Origin of the sequence: Blautia sp. HCP3S3_D9, from assembly GCF_052063845.1 — a bacterium.
GTDB lineage: Bacteria > Bacillota > Clostridia > Lachnospirales > Lachnospiraceae > Blautia_A.
This window is the reverse complement of record NZ_JBQHWS010000003.1, coordinates 67,887-92,482: the sequence shown is the minus strand read 5'-3', so window position 1 is coordinate 92,482 and position 24,596 is coordinate 67,887. Positions and strand designations below refer to the sequence as shown.

Below are 24,596 nucleotides of genomic sequence, written 5' to 3'. Positions count from 1 at the left end.
TTGTTTTTGACAATTCAATTATACCACATGCAAGTGATTTATGCCTTTTTTATGGGTTAAAATATTGATTTTTCAAGGTTTAGCACACCAAATGGTGTGGGAAGTTTGAGTTATTTATCATTTGCTCCAAAACATTATAAAAAAATTCAATAAGTTTATCGATTCTTGGCTGATTAATATATTCTTCTTTCATAAAAGATAGCGTATGGAAAATCCCAAATGCACCACCCAATCCTACATTTCTTTGTTTTACATAAAAGTCAAGCATGTCTGGTTTGCACCTTGACTCCATTATCTTTATAAGGTCATCTTGAAATTTTTTATCTTTTTCATAATAATGAGCAATCAGAGTAATCCCACCTATCCCATCATACAAATCAGTATCCACTAAGTCATAATTCCATTTGCCAAAATTGTTAAGAACCGGAGCAAACCACGTATATTCTTTAGCGATTTTAACTGCATAATTTTTAGCTTTCTCTAAATATGTAAAAACACAATGTTCGTTTTGCATATCAATTTCTTTATAAGCAATGTAACTGCCAATACATTTTCCATCTAAAATTAAGTTTTGATAATCCAATGCTAAATGAATAAAGGATTTTTGCCTCTCCCTACCATTAATACTTAAATTTTCGATGTTCTTTATCAATTTGCTATATGCGTTACATTCAAAATAATTGCTCTTTTCTTGGTCCATGTCATTATATATAGAATTACTGTCAGTATACCTATAAAAAAAGGGTATATCATTTCTTCGCATTCCATTTACTTCACTGAGCACTACAAACTCAGCATAGGCACTACTACTCCACATGTTTTCTAATATCTTTTCTCGATCTAACATGTCTGTTAAGTGTTCTGGGTGCGTAGAATGTTTCAAAATAGTATCATATTGATCTGTATTTCTTATAATATGTCTTACCCGAATACCAGCAAACTGCTTTATTATATTTTTGAAGGAAATGTCATCTTTAAATTCCAAAAACAGATCGTACACCTTTGAAAATCCCAATAAGATTTCATTAACATAATTTTTAATGTCTCTGGAATCTTCTTCTAAGAAAGGCAAATTTTTTGCTCCTTTAACTTGAACTCTTTGTTTTTCATACCGTGCCATATCAGTATACATATTTATTGGCAGTAAAATATCATCTACCACATATCCTTGTCCATTAATTGCACTAATATCTACACCTTCACTAACTTCATTTTGCCGAAGCCGACTCTCCAAAAGCAATGTTCTTTTTACGCTATCAAATTCATAATTAATTTTCTCATTTATAATTTCATCGTTAAAATTATTAGGCTGTTGTATGAAAGTCTCTAAGTCAATTAATACCGGATATTCTCCATGTGCTATTAAGTTTTCCATATGTAAGTCCGTAGCATTCAATATATATGAAAGTGCCAATATTTCTCCAAATCTTATATAAAAACAGTGTAGTTCATATTCTGTTTCACATACATTATGGTCTAAAAATTCTTCATAACCATGATCTTTAAAAGAAATACTTTTTAAACTCTTTAAAATCTCTAATTTTCCGGTCTTATTAAGAAAATCAATAAGACTATTATACACTTCATTGATTTTCAAATTTTTGGGTTTATAAACTATTTTTTTGCTATTAGCAAACTCAAGTATAGTAACTGTTTTACCAAAATTATGCGTGTCACCTATTCCCATAGACACCTTGTATAACACAAAATTCTTATTACTGATTCCAAATTTCTCTTTAAGAATTTCTTTATCGCTTCTTATATCAGCCCAAATTTTATTAATGTTATTTATAAATAATATTGATAGTTCTGTATAAAGCCTTGCAAGCACTATATATTTTTCAAAAAATTCTTCAAGAAACTCTATATTATCAAACAATGAAACAAAATATTTAAATCTCTCTGCGGAAGTGTTACCTTTTAGCTTTTGAGATTCTCTAAAATGATTTAGTTCCATTATCATTGCTTTATTTCCTAAATCCACTAGTTTTAATGTGAATTGATGCAAAATTCCGTTCAAGCAATCTTTTGTAAATTTAATTCCTGTTAAAGACTCCATTAATTTTTTTTCTACATATTTCACAAAATGTCTAACAATATAGTTAAACCCTTTGTCTTGACTCCAGAACGACTCTTCTTCATAAGGAATATCAGTATTTAATATTTCCCAATAGGCCCTGCGCCATGGATGGTTTTGTTCACTTTTTTCATACATTTCTACTATATCCTCATCCGGTTCTCTTACTACTGCATGAGAAAAAATTTTTCTGTCATATTGATTATATTGCATCATCTTTTGAAACTGCTCTTCTGACAAAAGACTCATGTCATTGCGCCACTGAATAAGCGCATCAGTATTTTCCTTTTCAACGATTCCATTTCCTTTTAAAATATTGTATCTTTCATTTATTGTTAATGATTTGTAAAACATTATTTCTCTCCTTTATCTTTTTATATGAACATTTATCAAAAGCAAAATCCCATTGATTTTATCGAACCTATCACTTCTGTATGATTCCCTGTATCCAATAAGCTTCCCTGAAATGAAGTTATATTTTCAATAAAAGAACCCGTATTGAAAGAGCAATTAGCCACTTCAAGACCAATATGTGTATTACCAATAAAAGAACCAGAAGGCACGCCAATCCAAAAACAAATATGATTTGTCCAAAATTACCAACCAGTTCACAGTTATTGTTTTCTATCAAATATACTGATAAAATCCAGTGTTTATTTGAATAATAGCTTTTGTTCTCCTTACCTATATGAAGTAGATTTCGCTTATCTGATTTTTATAAAAAGAACATGTCTAAATTTACTTAAACTTTAAACATGTTCTTTCATCAGCAAGCACTTAGTTTTTATTATTCTTTACACAAAATTGCTGTAGTCAAATATGAGCCAACGGCTGAAAATAAGGCACTACAAATAAATGTAGACTGAGGTGATATGCCCGAATCATCCCCACCATATATTTCATTCAGCTCGAAATATGAAAGTTCTCTCATACTTTCTCCTACTATATTTTTTTCACTCATTGCATGCCTCCTATCCCAAACACTCTTTATTATAAGAGACGATACCTGAAATTGCGGATAATGAAGCGCCAATACAAACTTTTGAACTATTTACCACTGACTTTGAAACCATTGAAATTGATTTAACAACCGAACAAGGAATGCCGGACATAGGTTCTGCCGTATCTGCTCCATAAATATTTTCTAATTCTTCCATTGATAATTCTCTCATACTGTTTCCACATGGATTAATCTTCTTAGCCATATAAATCCTCCCAAAAAATCATTTAAGTGCTTGCAGTAGTATTATATCCTATTGTTTAAAACAATTTCGATTTATGTAAGAATACCTTGTATTATTGTAATTTTTCCCGAAAGAGCAAGATTCGCCAGCGTAACTCAAAACTCACTTTGTGATTTTTGCTTACCCGGCAATCTTGATGGGGATTCCGCTCCCCATACCCTCAGATGACGCACATTTTTACAAATGTGCAAATTGGCTCCTGTCAAGAACAGTCGCAGCGTGATTGTAAGTATCACGAAAAATTCCAAAATATCTGTATTTTGTTACCAATGAGCATCTCCAAATCGGCTTATATATGAATACATTTCTTTTTTGAAAGGGATTATAAAATGGCAAGACCAAAGAAAGACAAAGAACTACGACACACTCATCACATCATGCTCCGTCTCACAGATACGGAATATGAAATTGTGGAAGAAAATGCAAAAGCCGCAAATCTTCCATTAGCCCAATATGCCCGTAAGCAGATAATGAATAAAAAAGTACTTGCAAAATATGAGATTGTGGCAGATCTGCCGGAACTAAAAAAACTGATTGCCGAATTTGGAAAAATCGGCAGCAATCTAAACCAGATTGCCCGTCACTTTAATACTGGCGGTATTCACTCACAGGAAATGAGAAAAACAATCAATCAGGGCATTGCTGATATTTATGAAATGAAATATGAAGTGCTGAAACTGGCCGGAGATTTTACCTCTGCCGCTGGAAATAGTAAAAATAAAACTGGAGAAAAATCAGATGGCAATACTGAAACACATAGCAAGTAAAAATGCAGATTACGGAGAAGCGCAGCGTTATCTGATGTTCCAATATGACGAGTACATGGGTAAGCCAATCCTTGATACAAATGGCAGACTAATTCCCCGTGAAGAATATTACCTGGACGGGATAAACTGTGATCCGTTCACTTTCGATATAGAATGTAAGGAACTGAACGCACAGTATCGTAAAAACCAAACATACGATGAAATCAAATCCCATCACTACATCCTCAGCTTCGATCCGAAAGACGCAGAAGAAAATGGATTGACTGGAGAGCAGGCACAGCAGCTCGGATTAGAATATGCAAAAAAAAATTTCCCTGGACATCAAGCACTTGTCTGTACCCACACAGACGGAAATAATGAAAGCGGAAACATCCATGTACATATCGTGATTAACAGTCTGCGGAAATTTGATGTGGAACGTCAGCCCTTCATGGAACGGTTATGCGATTCCCGTGCCGGATATAAGCATCACTTAACAAAAGATTATCTGATTCACCTAAAACAGTCCGTCATGGATATGTGCCATCGGGAGCATCTGAATCAGATTGATTTACTTACGCCTGCAGAAAAGAAAATAACCGACCGGGAATACCATGCAAACCGCAGAGGGCAGAAAAAATTTGATGAACGCAACAAAAAAATGCTTTCAGAGGGTATCACTCCACGGAAAACCAAATTCCAGACACAGAAGGACTTTCTCCGTACAGCGATTGAAGATTCCGCCGCTTCTGCCCACAATCTGAAAGAATTTCAGAAGCTGCTTATAGAAAGATATCATATTACCCTCAAAGTCAGCCGTGGCCGATTCAGTTATCTCCACCCGGATCGCAACAAACCAATTACAGGACGAAATCTCGGTACTTGTTATGAGGAAAACTATCTGTTCTCACTGTTTGAGAAAAATACAGAACGCCAAACATCTGGTAGTGCCGCAGAGCCGCCATTACCAGCCAATGACACATCTTCTGCTCCACTATTCTCTGAACTGGAAATCGAAGCAGAAATTCCGGATTTTATTTTTATCAAATCCGACCTACGTCTTGTCACAGATCTGCAACAATGCGTGAAAGCACAGCATAGTCAGGCTTATGCCCAAAGGTTAAAGCTGTCCAACTTACAGCAGATGGCAAAGACTGTCGCCTATGTGCAGGAACACGGATACAATACACCGGATGATTTACAGACAGCCTTCTCCGAAGCACAAACGCAGATGGCTGATATACGAAAAGCCCTGCGCTCCACAGAGCAGCGTCTAAAAGATATTAACGAGCAAATTCATTACACCGGACAATATCTGGCATACAAATCTGTTTACAATCAGTTTTTAAAATCTAAAAACAAGAAGCAATTCCGGCAGGAACACCAATCGGAAATTGTTCTTTATGAAACCGCCCGTAAAATTTTGAAAGAACGATCCGGCGGTGCAAAACTACCATCCATGAAATCACTAAAAGCAGAAAAAGAAAAGCTGGCAATCTTAAAGGACAGCCAATATAATATCTTCCAGAATCTGCGTTGCTACCAGAATGAATTAAAAACAGTCTGTGCCAATGTAGATATGATTTTAGGGAAGTTCCCTTCAAGACAGCAAACAGAAAAAGAAAAAAGTCAGGATATTTCTTAACCATCTCTCAAAAACAGCCGGAAAATATATCTTACCCCGGCTTTTTTTGTTAACATTATTAAATTCATTTCTTTACGGTAACGGCTGTGCTTCTGGAATTATGTTTATACCCTTGCTCTTTTCATTAACAACCTGGCACATTTCTTCAAATTTATGGTCTATGTACTTTTTCATTTCCTCTCTTGCCGATTCCATTGGTTCAAAAGAATAATAGGCTGGCTGTGCATCCTCTTCTCTGAACGGGCAGGGGAAAATATAAAGTTTCTTTGCTTCCGGCATATCTGTAAATAGCTGGAATATTTCATACGGCAGAATCTCCCCGCATACCAATACATCTCCTATATCTTCATAATAAATATAACCTTTATATACAGGCTCCCCCATTGCCGCAAACTGTCTTAACGCATTCATCCTGACTGCCTCAATTTGCGTACGGCATCCTACACGCCACCTTGTTTGCGGTGCAAGTTTTCTGTATATGCTGACAGCTTTCTCATCCTCATAAATATCATCGTTATAGTCATATTTATAATTTTCTGCCTTTATTTGTCCATACACGATAAGACTCGTAAAAAGTGCAAGGGAATCCAGATCAATATATACGGATTGATGTCCTCGTCCATGATAAGAACACAAAATTTCCCCAAGCCTGTCCATAACCTTCTTCATGATCTCAAATTTATCGTTGGTCTCTTTCCCCACTCTGCTACTACACTCCCCTGCTTTTACTCAATTTCATAATCTTCACTGTCATCCGCTTCCCCTGTCGTGCAGGTAAAACAGCGGTTCAATCCTGTAATTGCACTGCCGGCAGCCCAGATTGGAGCACCACAGACCATGCACTTTGCCCCGTTCTTTTTAGCCTCCAACGTCTCACGAAGATCTCTGACCAGCTCTTTTCTTTTATATCCTTTATTATTTTTGATTACCATGTCCGCAAATTTTTCAACAGAAATTGGCTGAAGCATACCACCACTCCTTCTCATTTGAATTTTATCTGTATCCGAAATCTGTAAACCTTGAATACAACATTATATTGCCAGAACCACATGGAAGTGTCAATCCCAAAACAGTTTTTCAAAACCATGGAATCCTTCCGAAAACTATGCTAAAATATAAGTACAGTATACAGGATATTCATTATCTCTTCCTTGTATTTTTTTCTTAACTGACTTATACTGAATCTATCATATATAGGGTGGTGGCTAAGTGAACATAGAAACAACGATCTCTAAAAATATCCGTACTGCTGGAAACAACTCAGATTATGATGCCGCCTGCAAGCGGCTGTTGTCCGAAAAGGTGATTCTCGCATGGATTATGAAGAATTGTCTGGAAGAATACCAGAATTGCGGTATAACCGAAATTGTAGATAAATATATTGAAGGAGAACCACAGGTTGCAGAAGTACCTGTTGCACCGGATGAAACAAATGCTGCGGAAAGCTCCATGATTAAGGGAACGCAGACCGAAGATAAAACCATGACAGAAGGAACCGTAACATACGACATCCGCTTTTTTGCCACAGCCCCAAGATCAGGGGAACTTATCCGTCTAATTATTAACGTGGAGGCACAAAACGATTTTTATCCCGGTTATCCACTGATCAAACGTGGCATATATTATTGCAGCCGTATGATTTCATCCCAGTATGGAACCGAATTTACTTCATCCCATTACAAAAACATTAAAAAAGTATATTCCATATGGATCTGCATGAATCCTCCAAAGTACAGGGAAAATACGATTACAGAGTATTCCATTACAGAAAAGAACCTGGTAGGCAATGCCAAAGAAAAAACCGAAAACTATGATTTAATGTCCGCTGTCATGATCTGTCTCGGCGGACCGGACAGCGAAAATTATACTGGTGTATTAAAATTACTTGATGTCCTGCTTTCCTCTGAAAAAGCCCCGGACGAAAAGAAAGAAATTCTCCATAACGATTTCAATATCGAAATGTCAAAAAATATGGAAAGAGAGGTGTCGCTCATGTGTAATTTAAGCCAAGGCGTTGTAGACCGTACTTTATTAGATGCTATACGCAATTTAATGGAAACAATGAAATTAACTGTTGAACAGGCTATGGCCGCACTGAAAATACCGGAAACAGAACAGCCTAAATATGCCTCTATGCTAAAAAATGAGTAACCGCAAAAGGGAAACCTGACCAATTAATGCCATCAGGTTTCCCTTTTTTATTTTATTTTCGTCTATGCTCCATATCCTCTGCCATATTCATCTGTGGCACAGACTTTCCACTGTGCTTTGCTATTTCTGCCTGCTTCAAATGCAGCCGATCTAACACAGAAATGCGCTGACCAATCTTTCTCGGTTTTGATGGCAGGTTATTCATTCTTCCATCAATCATGTTATAATTCTGTTCTTCCGTTATCTCTGCACTTCGCAGATACTCTCCGTTCTCATAAGACTTCTGCCAGTTTTCAAGAGGTGGCTTTTCCTGTTTTTGTGGTTCTGCTATGATTTGTACCGGATTCAGATATTCTTTAATCTGCTTTTGGACAGCCTCGTCAAAACCATTATATACATTGTCCACCACCAGTTTCCCATCTTCATCCAATACGACCCATGCTGCGTCGGAACCATAAGTAGTATGCTCCATCAGGAAGAATTCTTTTCCGTCTATGATGATACTGTCAAAGGCAAGCCAGCTTCCCTCTTTTCCTTCGATATGAAAATCTGTGGTATCAAAGGATATTAAAGCACTGGAAGAACCGTTTCGGAAAAATCCGGCTATCACAATAAAACCTTCCTTCTCCACATAATAAGATGTGATGACTCCCTCCTTGTTCAATACCAGCACATCACTGACACTAATGGAATGACCTTTAAAAGAACGGGGCGTCTGCTTCTGAAACTTCTGTTTTATACTTTCCGGTGTATCGTCCGGGTGAATTCGCCCAAGATATTTCTGCTCATAATTTTCATACCGAATCTGAATCTTATTTTTCTGCAATGTTTTATAAGAGCGAAAACGTATGTCCCGGTTTTCCTGCACTTCTTTTAGTTGATACAATGCAAATTGATTGATATCCATCATTCGTCCTCCGCTGATTCCTGTTTATACGGTTCCAAATCCAGTAAGGCGAACTCCTCATCAGACAGCTTCTCCATTTTTGCAAGTGTACTGTTCACAAGCGAAAGCATCTCTGCATCATCTTTCAGAAATGGAACCGCACTACGGATTTCCCTCATAGTCTGTTGTCGGTTCTCCATCTGGAACATAGCCATAATTAAATATTCATTCTCCTCAAACTTCACCATCATAATTCCTGTTCTCCCTTCTTATGCCCTTTCGATTTCTGCTCATCTTTATCCTGATTCTGTTCCATTAACCTTGCTCGACGCTCTCTTAGTGCTTTCAGGACAGATTCTTTTTTTCCTGTTCCTTTGGACGTAGAACTGTCCTTTTCCGGTGCTTTTTCCGGTGTTTTCTCCTGTTTTATTGGCTGCTCCTGAGATATTTCAGACACAACCTCCTTTTCAGCCATCTGCTGCTTTTGAGAAAGGATCTCTTCCAAATCAGAAATGGCTCCTTGTACTAATGGATGGTCTTTGTAATAGGGAACCAAGTCTATCAGATCTTTGGAAATCTTGTCTCCGGACATCAGCTCATATTCCCCATCATACATACTTCCATCCTCCAGACAAAAACCTATACCTTTCACACCATTCATTCTTTCGGATGGAATTTTCTCATATAACTCTACAGCTTCCTGCAGTGTCAGATTATCATGGTATTCACCCAGCACCGGAAATTCCATACATTCTGCCACATAGAAGGTGATTTTTGCATCTACTTTTTCCGTCTCATGCGCGATCTCTGCCCTGCCCTTTTCCTGTGCCTGTTCGATTCTTGCCAACAGTTTTTTTGCTTCCTCTACTACTTCCGGAAGATCGTCATTCTCGTCTGAAGCAATCTCTGCGACCCATTCCCGAATAGAATCTGCCTGTCCAGAAATAAGGTCAGAATAAATCTGTCTCACATTTTCTTTCCTGTCCTCAACAGAATCTCGATATTCATACAAATCATACTCCGATGAAAACTGGTCTATATCGGATGCCAGTTGCTGCAGTTCTTTATCATCCAAATACTTTTCCGCATCTTCCATAAATTTCTCCAATGTACCGGTCTTTTCTATAGATATGGGATTCACATCAACCGACAGTCCCGTAATCTTCATGCCGCTCTCATGCAGAATGTTGAAGAAGTCATCCTCCCGAATATTTCCGGTATAAGAAAGGACTACATCCACATCTGATGTTTCCTGATACAGACCTTCTCGTGTACGGCTGCCATAAACACGAGCGCCGAGCAGCCTGACTTCCTCTGAAAGTCCCATTTCTTCAATCTGTGCCTGGGCAAAGCAAAGTACCATTTCCTCTATATCATGTCTGCACTGCCTATTCAGCGAAGCTTCCCTTATACTGATCTGGGAAGTGGGTGTTATCTGATCTTCTTTCAGTCTTTCTTTTGCCGCCTGCAAAACATGTTTTTCCAGCTCATCATAGATAATCGGCTCACAATCCAATTTTCCCAGATCTTCATCCTTAAAGAGCCACCCTACAGCTTCTTCCATTGAAACATTCGTAACATCGTAGAACCTTCCCCCGATTTCGCGCCAATCACTATCATATACAACACTGTTGTATCCGTCCTGCACTTTTTGTATAGAAGCATATCCATATCCCGTTTTAAATGCAATCTTATCCTCTCCACTATTCATCAACCCTTTTAAAGCTTCAAAAGATTTCTGTGGGAAATATTCTGCCCGCTCTACTGTTTCCAAAAATCCCTCACATTCGATCACTTCGCAGGCATCCACGTAAGAACGCAGTTCATCTTCAAGAATCTCCTGCAAAGCATTTCGGAAAGAAAGTTCTGGATCTGAATATACCCCGCCATCCAACTCCTGGTATTCTTTATCGTAGATGGTATAATCATAACCATCCGATACCGTCTGGACAAAAAGATATTTTTCCTCATTAGCTATCCAGTAGACAACTTCCCTGTCATAACCTTCCAGATATAATTCTGCTCTTTCTAATGCTTTATTTGTTTCGGGGTTTACCCATTTCCCACTTAAAGAATTAAATGTAATATCCTCCAATTCCTCAATTCCGTTTTTGCAGGAGATCAATGTCATTCTTGACGGTGGCTGCTCTGTGCTTTCCATGCCGATCTGTTTATCCAGATGGTTCGGGAGCTGATGATATGCACTGATTGCTTCGTCTATATCATCAAAATATTGATAACTTCGTTCAGCTTTCACTCCATAGGCATCATTTACAACATAATACTGTGCAATAAAAGGCTGCTCTTTTTCTGATGCAATTTCTAATTCTGCTATCCTTTCTCTTGCCAGATCAATAAATCCGTCTAATACCGCAGGATGGCTTTCCACCACATAATCCAGATTGGCATCCACTCCCCGGTTCACATTTTCCGGAATGGGAATGTTCTTTGCCCATTCCTTATTTACTTGGGAGAACCGACCATCCCATGACTTCTCCTGCAAGGTACAGGCAAGAACAAAAGAAAGCCTTTCTGAACCATATTCTTCAAGAACCGGATTCACTGCATCATGGTTCAGGTGCATCCCATCAAAATTATTACTGATTGCCTCCTGAATAGCATTTTTACAGTCAATGTTCAGCTTACGGGAATCAAGGTATGCATCTGCTTCTCCATGTTCCATCGCATAGGTAAGATTATGTTGATACACTGGAAGAAAAGATTTCATCTCTTCATTCATTTCTTGCCTTTCCGGTCTCCATTCAATTCCCTTGCCAGCCAGAAACTCCCGGATTGCTTCCATTGCCCCCTGGTCAAATCCATGCTCCAGTTCCTGTGCCACCAACTCTCCATCTGAATTTAAAATGACAGCAGCAACGGAATCGCCAAATTCATTGTGACGCATCAGATAGAAAATTTCATTTTCTATTTCCATTTTGTCTACTGTGTGCCAGAGACCCTCATGCTGCTCAATCTCTACTCCCGTAGTATCAAGAGTAATGAGCGAATCTTCCCTTTTACGGTTCATCTCTGCCTCATGCATTCGCTGACGGACAAAATCCGGTAATTCACGGAATCCAAAGCTGTCCACATAGTATGCTTTTGTCTGGTTGTCTTTCTGGAGAATAACTACATCGCTGACAGAAAGGGAGTGTCCATAATATCCCTCCGGATGGTAAAGGTTAAACTTTTCATACAGGCTATCCAATGTGTCTGTCTCAGTGAGTTTCCCGCCATAAATAAAGGCGTAATCGCCACCATCGACCTCCATTCCATGTGAATTAACAAAATCCATACCCATAAACAGATACTCCCTGCCTTTTGTACTATCCTGAATCTGATAAATTCCATAGTATTCCTTGTCTCCCGAAAGAAGAATATCTTCATTTTCTCTAATGACAGCACTTTCCATGATCTCCAAATCTGTTTCTCTGTCTCTTTCCTGCATTTCATTCCGGTATTCCCGAATGGTCTGCATACCTCCAGAAAAATCAAGTCCAACACCCAAACGTAAAGAACCCTGTCCCGGTATTTCCATTGGATATGCTGTTAAAATTGTTCCTGCATGATTGACACCAACAGATTCTTTCACATAGAGCGGATAGCCCGGATCATAGCTTGCTCCCTGAAGCTCATAACGGTAAATCCCTTCCGGTAATGATGAAATGTCCACCCTTCCATTGGAAAAGAGTGCCGGTACATCAAAGAAATCCACTCCTTGGTATTTTTCTGCATCCTGCAGGTTTTCCAGTCCCTTTTCTCTTTCCTGCTGACGGTATCTATCCCATGTTTCTTTCTCAATGCCATAGAACTCATCCACAGTATCAAAATCTGCTTCATCATCCACGACTGCCTCAGTATCATCTGAATACAGATGGAATACTTCGCATCCATCCCGGAATAACTCCAAAGCCCTGTCTTTCGTCAATGGAAGCATAAGATTACTGGTATAACCAAACTCATACATTTCAGAAATGCCTACCATGCTGTCCGGAAGGGCATTTATCTCTTTCTGGGCAACACGCATGACATCATTCACTGCACGTAAATCCGGTGCTTCTATTGCTTCATGCATTTCAGAAATCAGTATCTTCGTGTCTTCCATGTTATTCAATTTAAAAGCATGATTCATTATCAATTTTCTTTCTTCCTCATTAAACAACATGGTCTCGCCATATTCTTCCCTTTTAATCAGCATCTCTGCCTGCTTTATTGCTGATAATTGCGAAGCTACCGTAACCCCGGTATCATAATCATATTCCAGATCATAAAAGTCTACCGGATACTCTGCTTCATACCCAATGGAATCATACCATGGGATAAGAACTGCATCTTTTTCCGAAAGGAAAGTCTCAATACCTGTTTTGTCCTGTTCGGGAATCTGATGATACTCCTCCAGTGCCTCCAATAACTGCTCTGCAGTCAAATTTGTGACAACATGATAACTGTACTCACTTCCCATCGACCCGGATATTTTTAAGATCAAATCATCTTGTTCCAGATGACTCTTTTCCTGACTAAGCTCTTTTTTCAATGAACGAAGCTGTTCTGTCATATCTTCGATAAAATCTCCCGCTGTCTTCCGGATAATATCCATAGATGCACGAAGTTCTTTCATTTCCTTTCCACTGCTCCAACCAGCAATATACGGGAAAGAATATTCTGATGAATCAAGACCAAAATGCTGGCACACCGTATAAGCGACACTCTCCGCTTCTACCTCTTTTGTCAGCCGGTCCTTTTCGATCCCCTGCTCCTGCATCAGTTCCCGGTCATGCAGCATCGCATGGGTGACTTCGTGGATTGCTGTTTTCATCGTCTGGCTTTCACTCATGCCATCCTTAATCACAATCTCTTTATCTACATTGTGATAATACCCATGTGATTCCCCTTCGATCTCTGCAAAACGGATGGGAACAGGGGAAACATTACGGATTGCTTCCATAAAAATATCAAAATCCGGAACACTCTCCGTCAGATCTTCTCCTCCCAAATCCGGTAAAGGTTCTCCGTCTGTCTGCGATATATCAAATACTGTAGCCACTTTAAATCTCGGAATAATATGCTCGATAATCTCCGTTTCAGGCTGTCCGTTCTCTTTCAGTATTGGCTCATTGGTCTCCGGATCAATCTTCTCCACCTCTTCTTTTTCTTTAATCGGTGCAGGAGAGATAATCTGAATCCCCTTCTCCCCACGCAAGACATGACGGTTGAATTTCTTCTGCCATGCCTGATACCCGGCAACCAATGTGGCATCCGGTTTCTGTAATGCAATCAGGAGAGTATTATTAAAACTGTAATTATGGAACTTTGCCATCGTCTTTAAATACTCCGTATAACGTTCAGACGTAAACAGTTCCTGCACTCCCTGTTCCAGCCGTTCGGTAATCTCCTTCAGCTGTTCTTCACGTTTATTTGCCATCATCTTTTCCTCCTTTTTTGAAAATATCCCGTCACATATACAGCCTGTGACGGGATAAATGTTGGTTTATAATTCCTGTTCTTTTGATTTTGCTTTCGTTTTTTTATGCTCCCTTTGTGACACTTCCGCCTGTTTTTCCCTTAATTTCATAAGGGCAGATGGTTTTTTCCTTTCGTCAGAAAGTCTGGACGCATCGGAAACTCTGCCCGCCAGATTGGAATAAGCTCTTGGTGCATCTGCAACCGCTGTTTCATCATCCATTCCCAGGGTTTCCGATGTCCCTTTTTCATCCATATTCAGCAAGGCATTTAATTCTGAAAGACGTTCCAGCTTCACAGCCAGTTCCTCTTCCTGTGCAAAAGGACGGGTTACTTCCTCTTTTGCTGTGGCAAGCTGTTCCTGTAATGTTTCCAGTTTCAACTGTGCCTCAGCAAGCTTCTTTTCAATACTTCCCAATGCATTCTGGATTCTGAGGATATTACCGGAAGCATCCTTTCCCATTTCAATGGTATGGCTGCACTGTCCTTTGATTGTCAGTTTGTACTGCTGATAGAAGGTATCATAACTTGAAACAAGGGAAAATCCCTGATATTCGCCAACCACACCCTCTGTATTGACCGCTTTTAGCCCTGCACAGGCAGCAATCAATGCAGTTCCGGCTTCTTTCCTGTCAGTGAAAGTCTTGCCACTGATCACCATGGAAAAATCTTCTTTGTCCTTTTCCAGAATAGGCTTTGCAGCCGCCATATCAGCTGTCAGACCGGCGATACGTTCTTTTGTAGATACGATCTGCATTGGATATGTCTTTGCAATATCTGTCTCCAGACGATAGATCTGACTGGTATGGTTTGCCTTCATCAGCTTTAACTTGCTGACCTGTATATCCAGATCCATCTTTTCCTTGATGTAAGGGTTTCCGGTAGCCAGTGCTTTAATCTCCGCATAAGAAAGTGCCGCATCATCTACATCTTCACAGGCTCGTACCGGGGATTTACTGGTCATGATCTGTGAAATGAATTTCTGCTTATTCTCTAAAATCTGCCACATGTACGAATCGAATGTATTTTCTGTCACATAACGAAAAATCTTTACCTTCGGATTCTGGTTCCCTTGCCTTAGAATACGTCCTTCCTGCTGTTCCAGATCAGACGGTTTCCATGGGCAGTCCAGATGGTGGAGGGCAATGAGCCTGTCCTGGATATTGGTACCGGCACCCAGCTTCGGTGTGGAACCCAAGAGAATACGCACTTCACCAGCTCTGACCTTTGCAAATAATTCTGCTTTTTTTGCTTCGGTTGATGCTTCATGAATAAATTTAATCTCTTCCCGTGGAATCCCTTTCTCCACTAATTTCTCCCTTACATCATCATAGACATTGAAGGAACCGTCGTTTTTTGGTGTCGATAAATCACAGAAAATGAGCTGCGTAGATTTCTGGTCGGATGTTTCCTGCCATATCTCAAACGCATTTGTTACACACCGGTTCACCTTGCTGTCATCATCATCCGGAAGCATATCATTCAAAAGCCTCTGGTCTAACGCACACTTTCTTCCGTCGTTGGTGATTTTGAGCATATTGTCTACTGTGGCATCTACACCCCCGTTCCGGACGATTTCTGCCCTTTCTGCAAAACCGCTCACCATCTCCTGCTGAATCTCACTCGGCTTTAATACTTCATTGATATATTCTGCTTCCGGTACAGGAAGGTTAAGCATATCTGTGGTCTGCACATCTGCTGTTTCCTTAAACAACGAAATAAGCTCCGGAAGATTATAAAAACGGGCAAACCGTGTTTTAGCACGATAGCCCGTCCCTTCTGGTGACAGTTCAATCGCTGTGACAGTTTCACCGAAAGAAGCTGCCCAGGCATCAAAATGTCCAAGTCCCATTTTTTGAAGTGTCCCATACTGCAGATAACGCATGATGGTATATAACTCCGTCATACTATTCGATATTGGTGTGCCGGTTGCAAACGTAACACCTTTACCTCCGGTAATCTCATCCAGATACTGGCATTTCATAAACATATCACTGCTCTTTTGTGCATCCGTCTGGGAAATACCCGCAACGTTTCTCATCTTTGTATACAGAAAAAGATTTTTGTAATAATGAGATTCATCTACAAACAGCCGGTCAACACCCAGCTGCTCAAAGGTCACTACATCATCCTTTCTCGTCTGGTCGTTTAATTTTTCGAGTTTGACTAACAGTGTTTTTTTCGTTTTTTCCATCTGTTTGACCGTAAAATGGGTGCCATCCTCATTAGCTGCATCCTCGATTGCAAATGTAATGTCTTCTATCTGGCGGTTGATTGTCTGGATCTGACGTTCTTTTGAAAGAGGAATCCTTTCAAACTGGCTGTGCCCTATGATGATGGCATCATACTCCCCGGTCGCGATTCTGGAACAGAACTTTTTCCGGTTGGCAGGTTCAAAATCTTTTTTTGTTGCAACAAGGACATTCGCTCCCGGATAAAGGCGTAAGAAATCATTTCCCCACTGCTCCGTCAGGTGGTTTGGCACGACATACAGACACTTCTGTGCTAAACCCAAACGTTTACTCTCCATACCGGCAGCGATCATCTCAAAAGTCTTTCCAGCTCCTACACAATGGGCAAGCAAGGTATTATCCCCATACAAAATATGGGCAATGGCATTTTTCTGGTGGGGCATCAGGGTGATCTCTGGTGTCATTCCCACAAACTGGATATGGTTTCCATCATATTCCCTTGGACGGATACTGTTGAACAATTCATTGTATGTCCTGCAGATGTCCTCCCTTCGTTCCATATCCTTAAAAATCCATTCTTTGTACGCATCCTTGATCATTTCCTGTTTCTGCTGTGCCAGCATCGTTTCTTTTTTATTCAGGACACGTTTTTCTTTCCCATCCTCTTCGACAGTATCATAGATTTTGGTATCCTTTAAATTTAGGGCATCTTCCAGAAGGCGGTAGGCATTTGCCCTTCCCGTACCATATGTAGAAGTAATAAGGGGATTTCCAAAATCCTGTGTCTTACCGGAAATATTCCATTGCCCGTTGATCTCCACATAAGTTACATTAATTGTCTTACCAAGGCGGTATCCCGGTGTATGAAAGATCTCACCCATAAACTGGTTGATGTACTCCGGCTTTATCCACGTTGCTCCCAGACGCACTTCAATCTCTGACGCATCCAGATCTTTTGGCTGTACCCGTTTTAATGCTTCGACATTGATTGCATAGGACTGGTCATTTGCTGCGGATGCCTCTGCCATTTGAAGCTTTTCACGCACATTCCCGGAAAGGTATTCATCTGCTGTTTCCCATACTCCATTCAGCGGATTTTTAAAAATGACTCCTGCCAGTTCTTCGGTAACTTTATCCTCCGTACTGTCCATGAGCTGTGCCATAAACGTAAGGTCAACCCTTGCCTTCTCCCCGATACAGACAGCAAGGGCTTCACTAGCTGTATCAACGGATGTGACCGGCTCTGCTTTTTTAATCGTTCTTTTTGTAAAGATGTCTGCTTTCCGTTCCAGATTTCCCTTATCATCCAGAATCTCAAGGGAAGATAACAGGCAATAACTGCTGTCCTGATTAAATGCCCTGCGGTTTGCATTGCTGCTGATCAGACCATACTGTGCGGTAAAGCTGTCATATACCTTGTTCAGTCTTCCCTGTACAGTACGGATTTCTTCCATACTTCCGTCATTCAACTGCAGGTTGATCAATTCCTGTGTGACATTCCGGATCTCTATCATGCCAAGTACACGTTCCGCTGTGACCTTTGGAAGCTCCACCAGATTCATTCTGGAATTTTCCCGGTAATACACTTTCCCTTCCACGTTTGTAAAACTAAAGTTCTTTACTGCCGGGTCAGCGGGAATTGACTGTATCACGTCCTCCAATTCCGAATCTTCAAGCTCCCATTCTTCAATGGTTCCGTGGATATGGCTCACAGCTTCTTTTAACTGGTCTGCCAGATTCACACCGGGAATTGCCTTTACTGTCACTTCCTGCTTTCCATACTGAGTACTTTCCGTTGTAAATTCTCCCAGCACCATCTCCGGATGTTTTGCGAAATAAGAATTGACCGTATAGCCTTCCGGTGTAGTTCCAAGTTCCACCCAATCCGGCTTTTCCAGTGAAATCCGGTCACGTTTCTGGAAAAACAGAATATCAGCAACCACCCCTGTATTTGCATTCCGTAAAAACGCATTGTTTGGAAGCCTTATCGCCCCAAGCAGGTCAGCCCGGTTTGCAAGATATTCCCTCACCGCAGGGTTTTGTTTATCCATCGTCCCACTGGAAGTCACTACTGCAACCACACCGCCCGGCCGTACAAGGTCAATGGATTTTGCGAGGAAATAATCATGGATCATAAAATTGTGGCGGTCATATTTCCGGTCAGTTACTTTATATGCCCCAAAAGGGACATTTCCAATCACGCAGTCAAAGAAACTCTCCGGATAATCCATTGTTTCAAATCCCTGCACCGCAATCTCGTTTTTCTGATAGAGCTGTTTCGCAATCCTTCCTGAAATGCTGTCCAACTCCACACCATACATTTTGGAAGCTGCCATACTATCCGGTATAAGTCCCATAAAATTTCCCACTCCACAGGACGGTTCCAGAATATTACCCTGCTTTAATCCCATATTCTCAAGGGCTTCATACATCGCATTGATTACGGTTGGTGAAGTATAAAACGCATTCAGGGTAGAAGACCTTGCAGCATCGTATTCTTCCGGCGTAAGAGTGTCATACAGTTCCTTGTATTCAGATGCCCAATCTGCATTATTTTTATCAAAAGCATTGGGAATACCACCCCAGCCCACATACCGTGATAAAATCTCCTGTTCCTGTGGTGTCGCAAGCCGGTGTTCTTCCTCCAGTTGTTTCAAAAGATGGATTGCATCCATATTTGCCCTGAATTTTGCTTTTGGTCCGCCTGCTCCAAGGTCAGTATCTGTAATACGGAAATTGACCCTCTCCCCTTCTTCCTGATGGATTTCAGTATCATTGGTTACCGGTGTATCTTCCTGTGGTTCTTCCGGAACCTCTTCCATTCCTTCTGAAAAATCTTCTAAAGGCAGATTCCGTTCCCTTCTCTGTACATTGATTTCCTCCGGTGTCATAACTGTTGCTGTCAGTTCATCTATTTCCCGCTGAAACCAATGTTTTTCATTGGCAGACATACGCTCCATGACATCTGAAATAAGCTGCATCTGTTCCGGGCTGAATGATGGATTCAACATCGGCTCAAGAGCCAGCTCTTTCTCTGCCGCAGTACGGATCACATCCAACTGATCAGCAGAGAAATCATCTCTGGTGACTCCTGTCATATCCATTGCTTCGGTAATTGCCCTTCCGGTTTCACTGGACAGCACATAATCCTCATAGATAAATCCATCCTCCCAGAGTTCTTTCGCCTCCTCAAATCTCCTCTGTTCTTCTTCCCCTTCCTGTTCCTGCTGTTTCAAATTCGGGGCATCCTTTTCCTGAACATTTTCATTTACACCAGGCTCAGAAACCTCAAATGTCTGTTCATTGGAATTAGAAAAAGCGGAAGTATCAAGAAAATCAAACAGGGATAACTGTCTTGTTTCTTTTACTTCCGCTTCTTTGTTTCTTGGTGGGAATAACGTATAGGTTCCTTCTGCATATCCATGGAGTTCCATAAGGAGCTGAGTTTTTTTCTCATAATCCTCAAAGTCCAAAGGTAGTTCCGACAAAGCTACATCCATTTTCCCCAGCAATTCTTCGGTTTTTTGTTCATCTTCCAACATAGGTACAATGTCTTTTCTTGACTCTTCCCAAAAGAAGTCCTCTTTAAATGGTCTTTCAATGTCTTTTGGAAGACGGACATAAAAGCTGATGACCTTGGATGCCATTTTTTCTCTTTCATAGGATGGCATTCTGGAATAATCCTTTGCTTTCAGGAAACTGTCATTATCAATCAGATACTGCACCCTTTTTGATACTGCAGGCCATTTCAAAAGCACCTCAGCATCCGGTTTTCCATAGCTTCCACGGGATAATTTCAAGCCTTTGGCACTGTAATCTGCATTGGAACGATCTGCCCCAGACAGTGCATGGCTCTGACCTCCTGTTCCATAGTGTTCTTTGAGAAAATCCGCTTTTTCTTTATCTGACTTGTCCTGGATAAAATAGGCATAAATGGTAAGCCTTCCATCAGAATAAGAACCTCCTCTTGCAAGGTAAGCATCTATTTCATCCTGTGTAATAAAAATCTCCTGTTCCTTCCACTGGAAACCTTCCCTTGCCTGATAGGGAATGGCTTCTTTTGCAAACTTTTGGAACCGTGCCAGAACTTTATCAGGACGATACATATGAAACCGCATAACGGAAGGGTCTGTTTCATATGCTTCCGCAAGTCCTTCCAGTCGCTCATTCAGTTCATCCAGATATTCCGGTTGCGTAATCAGTTTTTCGATCTTATCTGTCTTTTCCGGATAAACATAGCCAAAATCATTTTCTTCTCCAAAGACGATCTCTGCCACACCTTCCGCCATATCCCCATGCATATAAGCAAGTACCTGGGCATGTTCTTTTACTGCATTATCCCTTGCTGCATCCAGAACACTCTGCGGGGCATATTCTCCCTGATCCAAAAGCTGTTTCACTCTCGTGCTAATATCTTCCCAAGATAAAAAGGCTTTATCCAGTATCTGGTCATGTACTGTGTGTCCTACTGCTATCTGCATTCCCAGTTCATCAAACCAGACGGAATACTCTGTTCCATCAATCTTAAAGCCTTTCCCACCAGTGCCATACTCATTTTTCAAAAATTCCACGTAGTCTTCCAGCTCCTGTTCAATCATATAATTATAAATGATACGGAGCTGGCTTCTGTCTCTGTTGCTTCCGGTACGGAGCACTTCATCCACCACATCTGCAGGAATCGGTATCTCTCCTGCATAAAGTGCTGCAGCTCTCTCTTCTATGGAACGAATCTGCCCTTCAACAGACGGTAATTCGGGCAAAGATAAAGCAGAGGCTATATTCTCCTCTGCTTCGCTCAAATCCGGTTCTTCCTCTGTTAGCTGTATACCAATTCCTTCAGCACGCTTTCTTCTGCCATCGCTGTCAGATTGTTCATGTGTGCTGTCCATGCCATCTGGTCTGTCCTCTTGTCCGGAGCCGGGTATTTCTCCAGTAACCCTGTCATCAGAATCTCCATTCTCTCCTCTGCTGCTTTCTCGATCTCCAGCAGATGGCTGTTCAGTTTCCCCGTCAGCATCATGCTCTGATACCAGTTCTTCTTGTTCTCCTTCAGATATGTCCTCCGAAGCATCCCGTATTTCCCGATTGTCATCGGTTCTTCCTGTATGGTCAGGTTCGGGAACAGGTAATCCCCTTTTCGATGATATGTCAGTTCCATGTTCCGTTCCTCCTTCATTCTTTTCGCTTTCACGAATTAACGTGTTAAATTTATTATAAGGCATCCCTATGTCATTTGCAACCGTTTTCTGAATCTCTTCCATAGAAAACCTGCGGATTGTCCGCCCAATGTCCCGAAGCACCGGCTCAACGATCTGGCTGGTGGCATTCCCTAAAAACGTAAGAACAGACAAGGAATTAAAATCCGTGATACCGAAAAAATCCTCTTCCTCCAGATATTCCATAGGATCAAGTCCGCACCGTCTTGACAGGGTATAGAAAGCACTGTTCATCAGGAGATTGCGGAACTCTACACGGATGGTATCCTCATCCAGTCCTTCCAGAAAAGAATTTTCCAGTTCATACTCCAGCCCCTCTATAGCTTCTTCCAGATTTTCATCCGCCATATCAGCTGAGATCGACAGCAAAGCATTCTGAATGTCTGCACTGTCATCCCCCTCCAGACCATAAGTGTCGGTCAGATGGTCAAGAAGCGGCACTCTGTGCTGATCCTGTATCTGCCAAAGATAGGGTGTCCTGCCGCCACGCACCGGATGGGTGTCCGAAATATCAAATACATACCGTAGCCTTCTTCTCGGTCCGCTATCGTCTATTAGAGCGATTCCCTTTGCGCCACGGTTAACCCATCGGTTCATCTTCTCGTTCCATAATTCCAATTCAGCACAGGCTACGGCATCCGGGCGCTGTGCATGGATCAAGAGTGTATCAGAAAAAGAATACCGATATAACTTCGATGCTGTATCCAGATACTTCATCCAGTCCTGCGGAGAACGGCTGATTTCCTTTGCCTCATACTCAGCAAGACCAAGTATGTCATGTATTTTCGCCATAATAAAACCTCCCTGCTTTTATTTCCGGTTTCCTCTGCCGTACTTTCCTTTTGCTCTGCTTCCCTTATCTGGTGGGAACTCCAGCTTAAAGCTGATACGTCCGTCCACAATCTCCATCAAAAGGTCTGCTGTAAAGGTTTTCCCTGTTTTCTGCGAATAAAAATCTGTCACATGGGTACGCCCATCCTGTAGCAAATCCTCTGCCATCGGCTTATCTATCTCTTTCCGCATTCCAGAAAGATAGCGGTTCTCTTTCCATAGGGTAAAGGAACACTCCTGATTTCCACAGTAAAAATTCTTTTTCCCCTCATAGACCATACTTCCACAAACCGGGCAGATACCAATACTTTCTCTCGGATGAAAGCGGCTTCTCTCTTCTCCTGATATGGCATCGCATTCGGACAGCATCTGTTGTATCAGTTCTACAATTCCCTGCATAAATGCATGGCTGTCAAGCTCTCCTTTCTCTATCAGAAGCAGTTTATTTTCCCATTCCGCAGTCATAGCTGCAGATTTTAAATACTCCGGTAATACCCCTACCAGGTCAACACCATCCACAGTTGGCAGGATCTGTTTTCCTTTTCGGGCAGCGTATCCGGAAGATACCAGTTTCTCAATAATACTTGCCCTTGTTGCAGGCGTTCCCAGTCCTTTTTTCTCCGTATCCGCATCAAATTCTTTGTTTCCGGCTGTCTCCATGGCAGACAGAAGCGTATCCTCACTATAAGGCTTTGGAGGTGATGTGAAGTGCCGGCTCTTTTTTGCCCTGACAGGTGTAATCTCCATTCCCTCCGTCAGCCCTTTGGGTATGACAATTCCTTCTGTATTTTCCTCTTTTTCCGGTTCAGCAGACTTTTGAATGGATTTTTGGAAAGCACTGGCACATTTCTTGAAACCATGCTGGATGGTCACTTTTCCTTTCGCAGAAAATTTCTGACCTTCACATTCCACCGTAACTTCCGTTTCCTCATAAATGCAGTCCGGTGACACTGCCTGTGCCAGACGCTGGCCAATCAGGCGAAAAATATTCTGCTGCTTTACGGAAAGATTTCCAAATCCCTGTTTTATAATCTCCTTTGTCGGAAGAAGTGCATGGTGGTCAGAAACCCGGTCATTGTCAATGATTCTTTCTACATCCCTTCCTATCGAATCCTCATCCAAAAAAGGCAGCATCTCCGGCAGTTCATCCAAAAGCTCCCATACAGTCTGTTCCATGTCCGATGTGATATACTGGCTGTCAGTTCTCGGATAGGTCACCAGCTTATCTTCATACAATTCCTGCAGTTCATTTAAAGTCTCCTGTGCCGTATATCCGAAAAATCGGTTTGCTTCCCTCTGCAGAGTGGTTAAATCATACAACTTCGGTGGAGATTCCTTCTTCCTTTTCTTTTCCACCTTTGTCACTATCGCTGTTTTCCCTTGACATTTTTCTGCCAGTGCGTCAGCTTCTGCTTCCGAAGCAATACTCCCCGATACCACTAAAAGCCCATTGCCTTCCAGTGTCACCTTATAAAAGGCTTCTTTGACAAATTCGTCAATCTTTTTCTGACGCTCTACCAGCATGGCAAGTGTTGGTGTCTGCACACGCCCCACCACCAGACGCTTATAATATTTCGTGGTAAAGGCTCTGGTAGCATTCATCCCGATCAGCCAATCCGCTTTTGCCCTGCAGACCGCAGCTTTACAAAGATTTTCATATGCCCTTCCATTCTCTAAATGTTCAAAACCTTCCTGTATAGCACTATCCTCCATAGAACTGATCCATAAACGTTTTACTGGGAGCTTACTGCCAGACAAATCATATACCCGCTTAAAAATCAGCTCTCCTTCACGCCCGGCATCACACCCATTGACTATATACTCCACATCACTGCGGTTCAGGAGCATTTTCAGCACGTTAAACTGGTCTCTTTTTCCCTTTGCAACCGCAAGTTGCCACTGTTCCGGCAGGATGGGAAGGTCTGAAAATTCCCACTTCTCATATTTTTCATCATAAGCCTCTGGTGGAACATATTCTGCCAAATGCCCAAGGCACCAGCTTACGATCCATCCGTTTCCTTCCAAATACCCGTTCTTCCTCTTCCTTGCACCCAAAACCTTTGCCAGTGCTTGTGCCACACTGGGTTTTTCTCCTAATACTAAATACATCCTGTTCTCCTTTCTTCCTGATATGGAAAAAGACAGCCG

The 24,596-nt window shown here is 41.2% G+C and carries 13 protein-coding genes; 3 read left to right on the top strand and 10 right to left on the bottom strand.

The window, feature by feature from the left end:
- Nucleotides 1–79: 79 nt before the first annotated feature.
- The 3 genes from lanM to ACTNES_RS01730 all read right to left on the bottom strand — a co-directional run bounded on the left by lanM (nt 80) and on the right by ACTNES_RS01730 (nt 3,282).
- Nucleotides 80–2,431, bottom strand: coding sequence for a type 2 lanthipeptide synthetase LanM (gene lanM, locus ACTNES_RS01740; protein WP_441038404.1), 2,352 nt, complete (start codon nt 2,429–2,431; stop codon nt 80–82).
- 433 nt (nt 2,432–2,864) lie between these two features.
- Complete coding sequence (locus tag ACTNES_RS01735; RefSeq protein WP_441038403.1) at nt 2,865–3,038, bottom strand: two-peptide bacteriocin subunit PneA2; 174 nt, start codon at nt 3,036–3,038, stop codon at nt 2,865–2,867.
- A gap of 10 nt (nt 3,039–3,048) precedes the next feature.
- Complete coding sequence (locus ACTNES_RS01730) at nt 3,049–3,282, bottom strand: two-peptide bacteriocin subunit PneA1 (protein ID WP_441038402.1); 234 nt, start codon at nt 3,280–3,282, stop codon at nt 3,049–3,051.
- Between the two features lie 368 nt (nt 3,283–3,650).
- Between ACTNES_RS01730 and ACTNES_RS01725 the strand changes: the two genes are divergently transcribed.
- Nucleotides 3,651–4,088, top strand: a complete 438-nt coding sequence (locus ACTNES_RS01725) for a plasmid mobilization protein (protein ID WP_441038401.1) — start codon at nt 3,651–3,653, stop codon at nt 4,086–4,088.
- On the top strand, nt 4,060–5,712 hold the full coding sequence (locus ACTNES_RS01720) for a relaxase/mobilization nuclease domain-containing protein (RefSeq protein ID WP_441038400.1): 1,653 nt from the start codon (nt 4,060–4,062) through the stop codon (nt 5,710–5,712). The genes ACTNES_RS01725 and ACTNES_RS01720 overlap by 29 nt, the downstream gene beginning before the upstream one ends.
- Before the next feature lie 72 nt (nt 5,713–5,784).
- Here the strand turns inward: ACTNES_RS01720 and ACTNES_RS01715 are convergent, their stop codons facing one another.
- On the bottom strand, nt 5,785–6,414 hold the full coding sequence (locus ACTNES_RS01715; RefSeq protein WP_441038399.1) for a hypothetical protein: 630 nt from the start codon (nt 6,412–6,414) through the stop codon (nt 5,785–5,787).
- A gap of 23 nt (nt 6,415–6,437) precedes the next feature.
- Nucleotides 6,438–6,680, bottom strand: coding sequence for a hypothetical protein (locus ACTNES_RS01710; RefSeq protein ID WP_441038398.1), 243 nt, complete (start codon nt 6,678–6,680; stop codon nt 6,438–6,440).
- Between the two features lie 241 nt (nt 6,681–6,921).
- Between ACTNES_RS01710 and ACTNES_RS01705 the strand changes: the two genes are divergently transcribed.
- Nucleotides 6,922–7,863: a hypothetical protein gene (locus ACTNES_RS01705; RefSeq protein WP_441038397.1), complete on the top strand. Its 942-nt coding sequence runs from the start codon at nt 6,922–6,924 to the stop codon at nt 7,861–7,863.
- A 52-nt stretch (nt 7,864–7,915) separates the two neighbouring features.
- On the opposite strand, the gene ACTNES_RS01700 is transcribed toward ACTNES_RS01705, so the two are convergent.
- The 5 genes from ACTNES_RS01700 to ACTNES_RS01680 all read right to left on the bottom strand — a co-directional run bounded on the left by ACTNES_RS01700 (nt 7,916) and on the right by ACTNES_RS01680 (nt 24,557).
- Nucleotides 7,916–8,773: a YodL domain-containing protein gene (locus ACTNES_RS01700; RefSeq protein ID WP_441038396.1), complete on the bottom strand. Its 858-nt coding sequence runs from the start codon at nt 8,771–8,773 to the stop codon at nt 7,916–7,918.
- Nucleotides 8,770–9,000 carry a transposon-transfer assisting family protein gene (locus tag ACTNES_RS01695; RefSeq protein ID WP_441038395.1) on the bottom strand — a complete coding sequence of 77 codons (231 nt, stop codon included), beginning with the start codon at nt 8,998–9,000 and terminating at the stop codon, nt 8,770–8,772. Before ACTNES_RS01695 ends, ACTNES_RS01700 begins: the two co-directional genes overlap by 4 nt.
- Complete coding sequence (locus ACTNES_RS01690) at nt 8,997–14,171, bottom strand: DUF3849 domain-containing protein (protein ID WP_441038408.1); 5,175 nt, start codon at nt 14,169–14,171, stop codon at nt 8,997–8,999. Before ACTNES_RS01690 ends, ACTNES_RS01695 begins: the two co-directional genes overlap by 4 nt.
- Nucleotides 14,172–14,237: 66 nt before the next feature.
- Nucleotides 14,238–22,409 (bottom strand): DEAD/DEAH box helicase family protein, encoded by an 8,172-nt coding sequence (locus ACTNES_RS01685; protein ID WP_441038394.1) that lies wholly within the window; start codon nt 22,407–22,409, stop codon nt 14,238–14,240.
- Nucleotides 22,410–22,427: 18 nt separating this feature from the next.
- Entirely contained in the window at nt 22,428–24,557 is a 2,130-nt protein-coding gene (locus ACTNES_RS01680; RefSeq protein WP_441038393.1) for a DNA topoisomerase 3, read from the bottom strand.
- Between the last annotated feature and the right edge of the window lie 39 nt (nt 24,558–24,596).

What these genes read in the sequence shown, in the direction of transcription:
- ACTNES_RS01685 (WP_441038394.1), bottom strand. Translation starts at nt 22,409, where the DNA reads ATGGCGAAAATACATGACATACTTGGTCTTGCTGAGTATGAGGCAAAG.
- ACTNES_RS01700 (WP_441038396.1), bottom strand. Translation starts at nt 8,773, where the DNA reads ATGATGGATATCAATCAATTTGCATTGTATCAACTAAAAGAAGTGCAG.
- ACTNES_RS01680 (WP_441038393.1), bottom strand. Translation starts at nt 24,557, where the DNA reads ATGTATTTAGTATTAGGAGAAAAACCCAGTGTGGCACAAGCACTGGCA.
- ACTNES_RS01735 (WP_441038403.1), bottom strand. Translation starts at nt 3,038, where the DNA reads ATGAGTGAAAAAAATATAGTAGGAGAAAGTATGAGAGAACTTTCATAT.
- lanM (WP_441038404.1), bottom strand. Translation starts at nt 2,431, where the DNA reads ATGTTTTACAAATCATTAACAATAAATGAAAGATACAATATTTTAAAA.
- ACTNES_RS01725 (WP_441038401.1), top strand. Translation starts at nt 3,651, where the DNA reads ATGGCAAGACCAAAGAAAGACAAAGAACTACGACACACTCATCACATC.
- ACTNES_RS01730 (WP_441038402.1), bottom strand. Translation starts at nt 3,282, where the DNA reads ATGGCTAAGAAGATTAATCCATGTGGAAACAGTATGAGAGAATTATCA.
- ACTNES_RS01710 (WP_441038398.1), bottom strand. Translation starts at nt 6,680, where the DNA reads ATGCTTCAGCCAATTTCTGTTGAAAAATTTGCGGACATGGTAATCAAA.
- ACTNES_RS01695 (WP_441038395.1), bottom strand. Translation starts at nt 9,000, where the DNA reads ATGATGGTGAAGTTTGAGGAGAATGAATATTTAATTATGGCTATGTTC.
- ACTNES_RS01720 (WP_441038400.1), top strand. Translation starts at nt 4,060, where the DNA reads ATGGCAATACTGAAACACATAGCAAGTAAAAATGCAGATTACGGAGAA.
- ACTNES_RS01690 (WP_441038408.1), bottom strand. Translation starts at nt 14,171, where the DNA reads ATGGCAAATAAACGTGAAGAACAGCTGAAGGAGATTACCGAACGGCTG.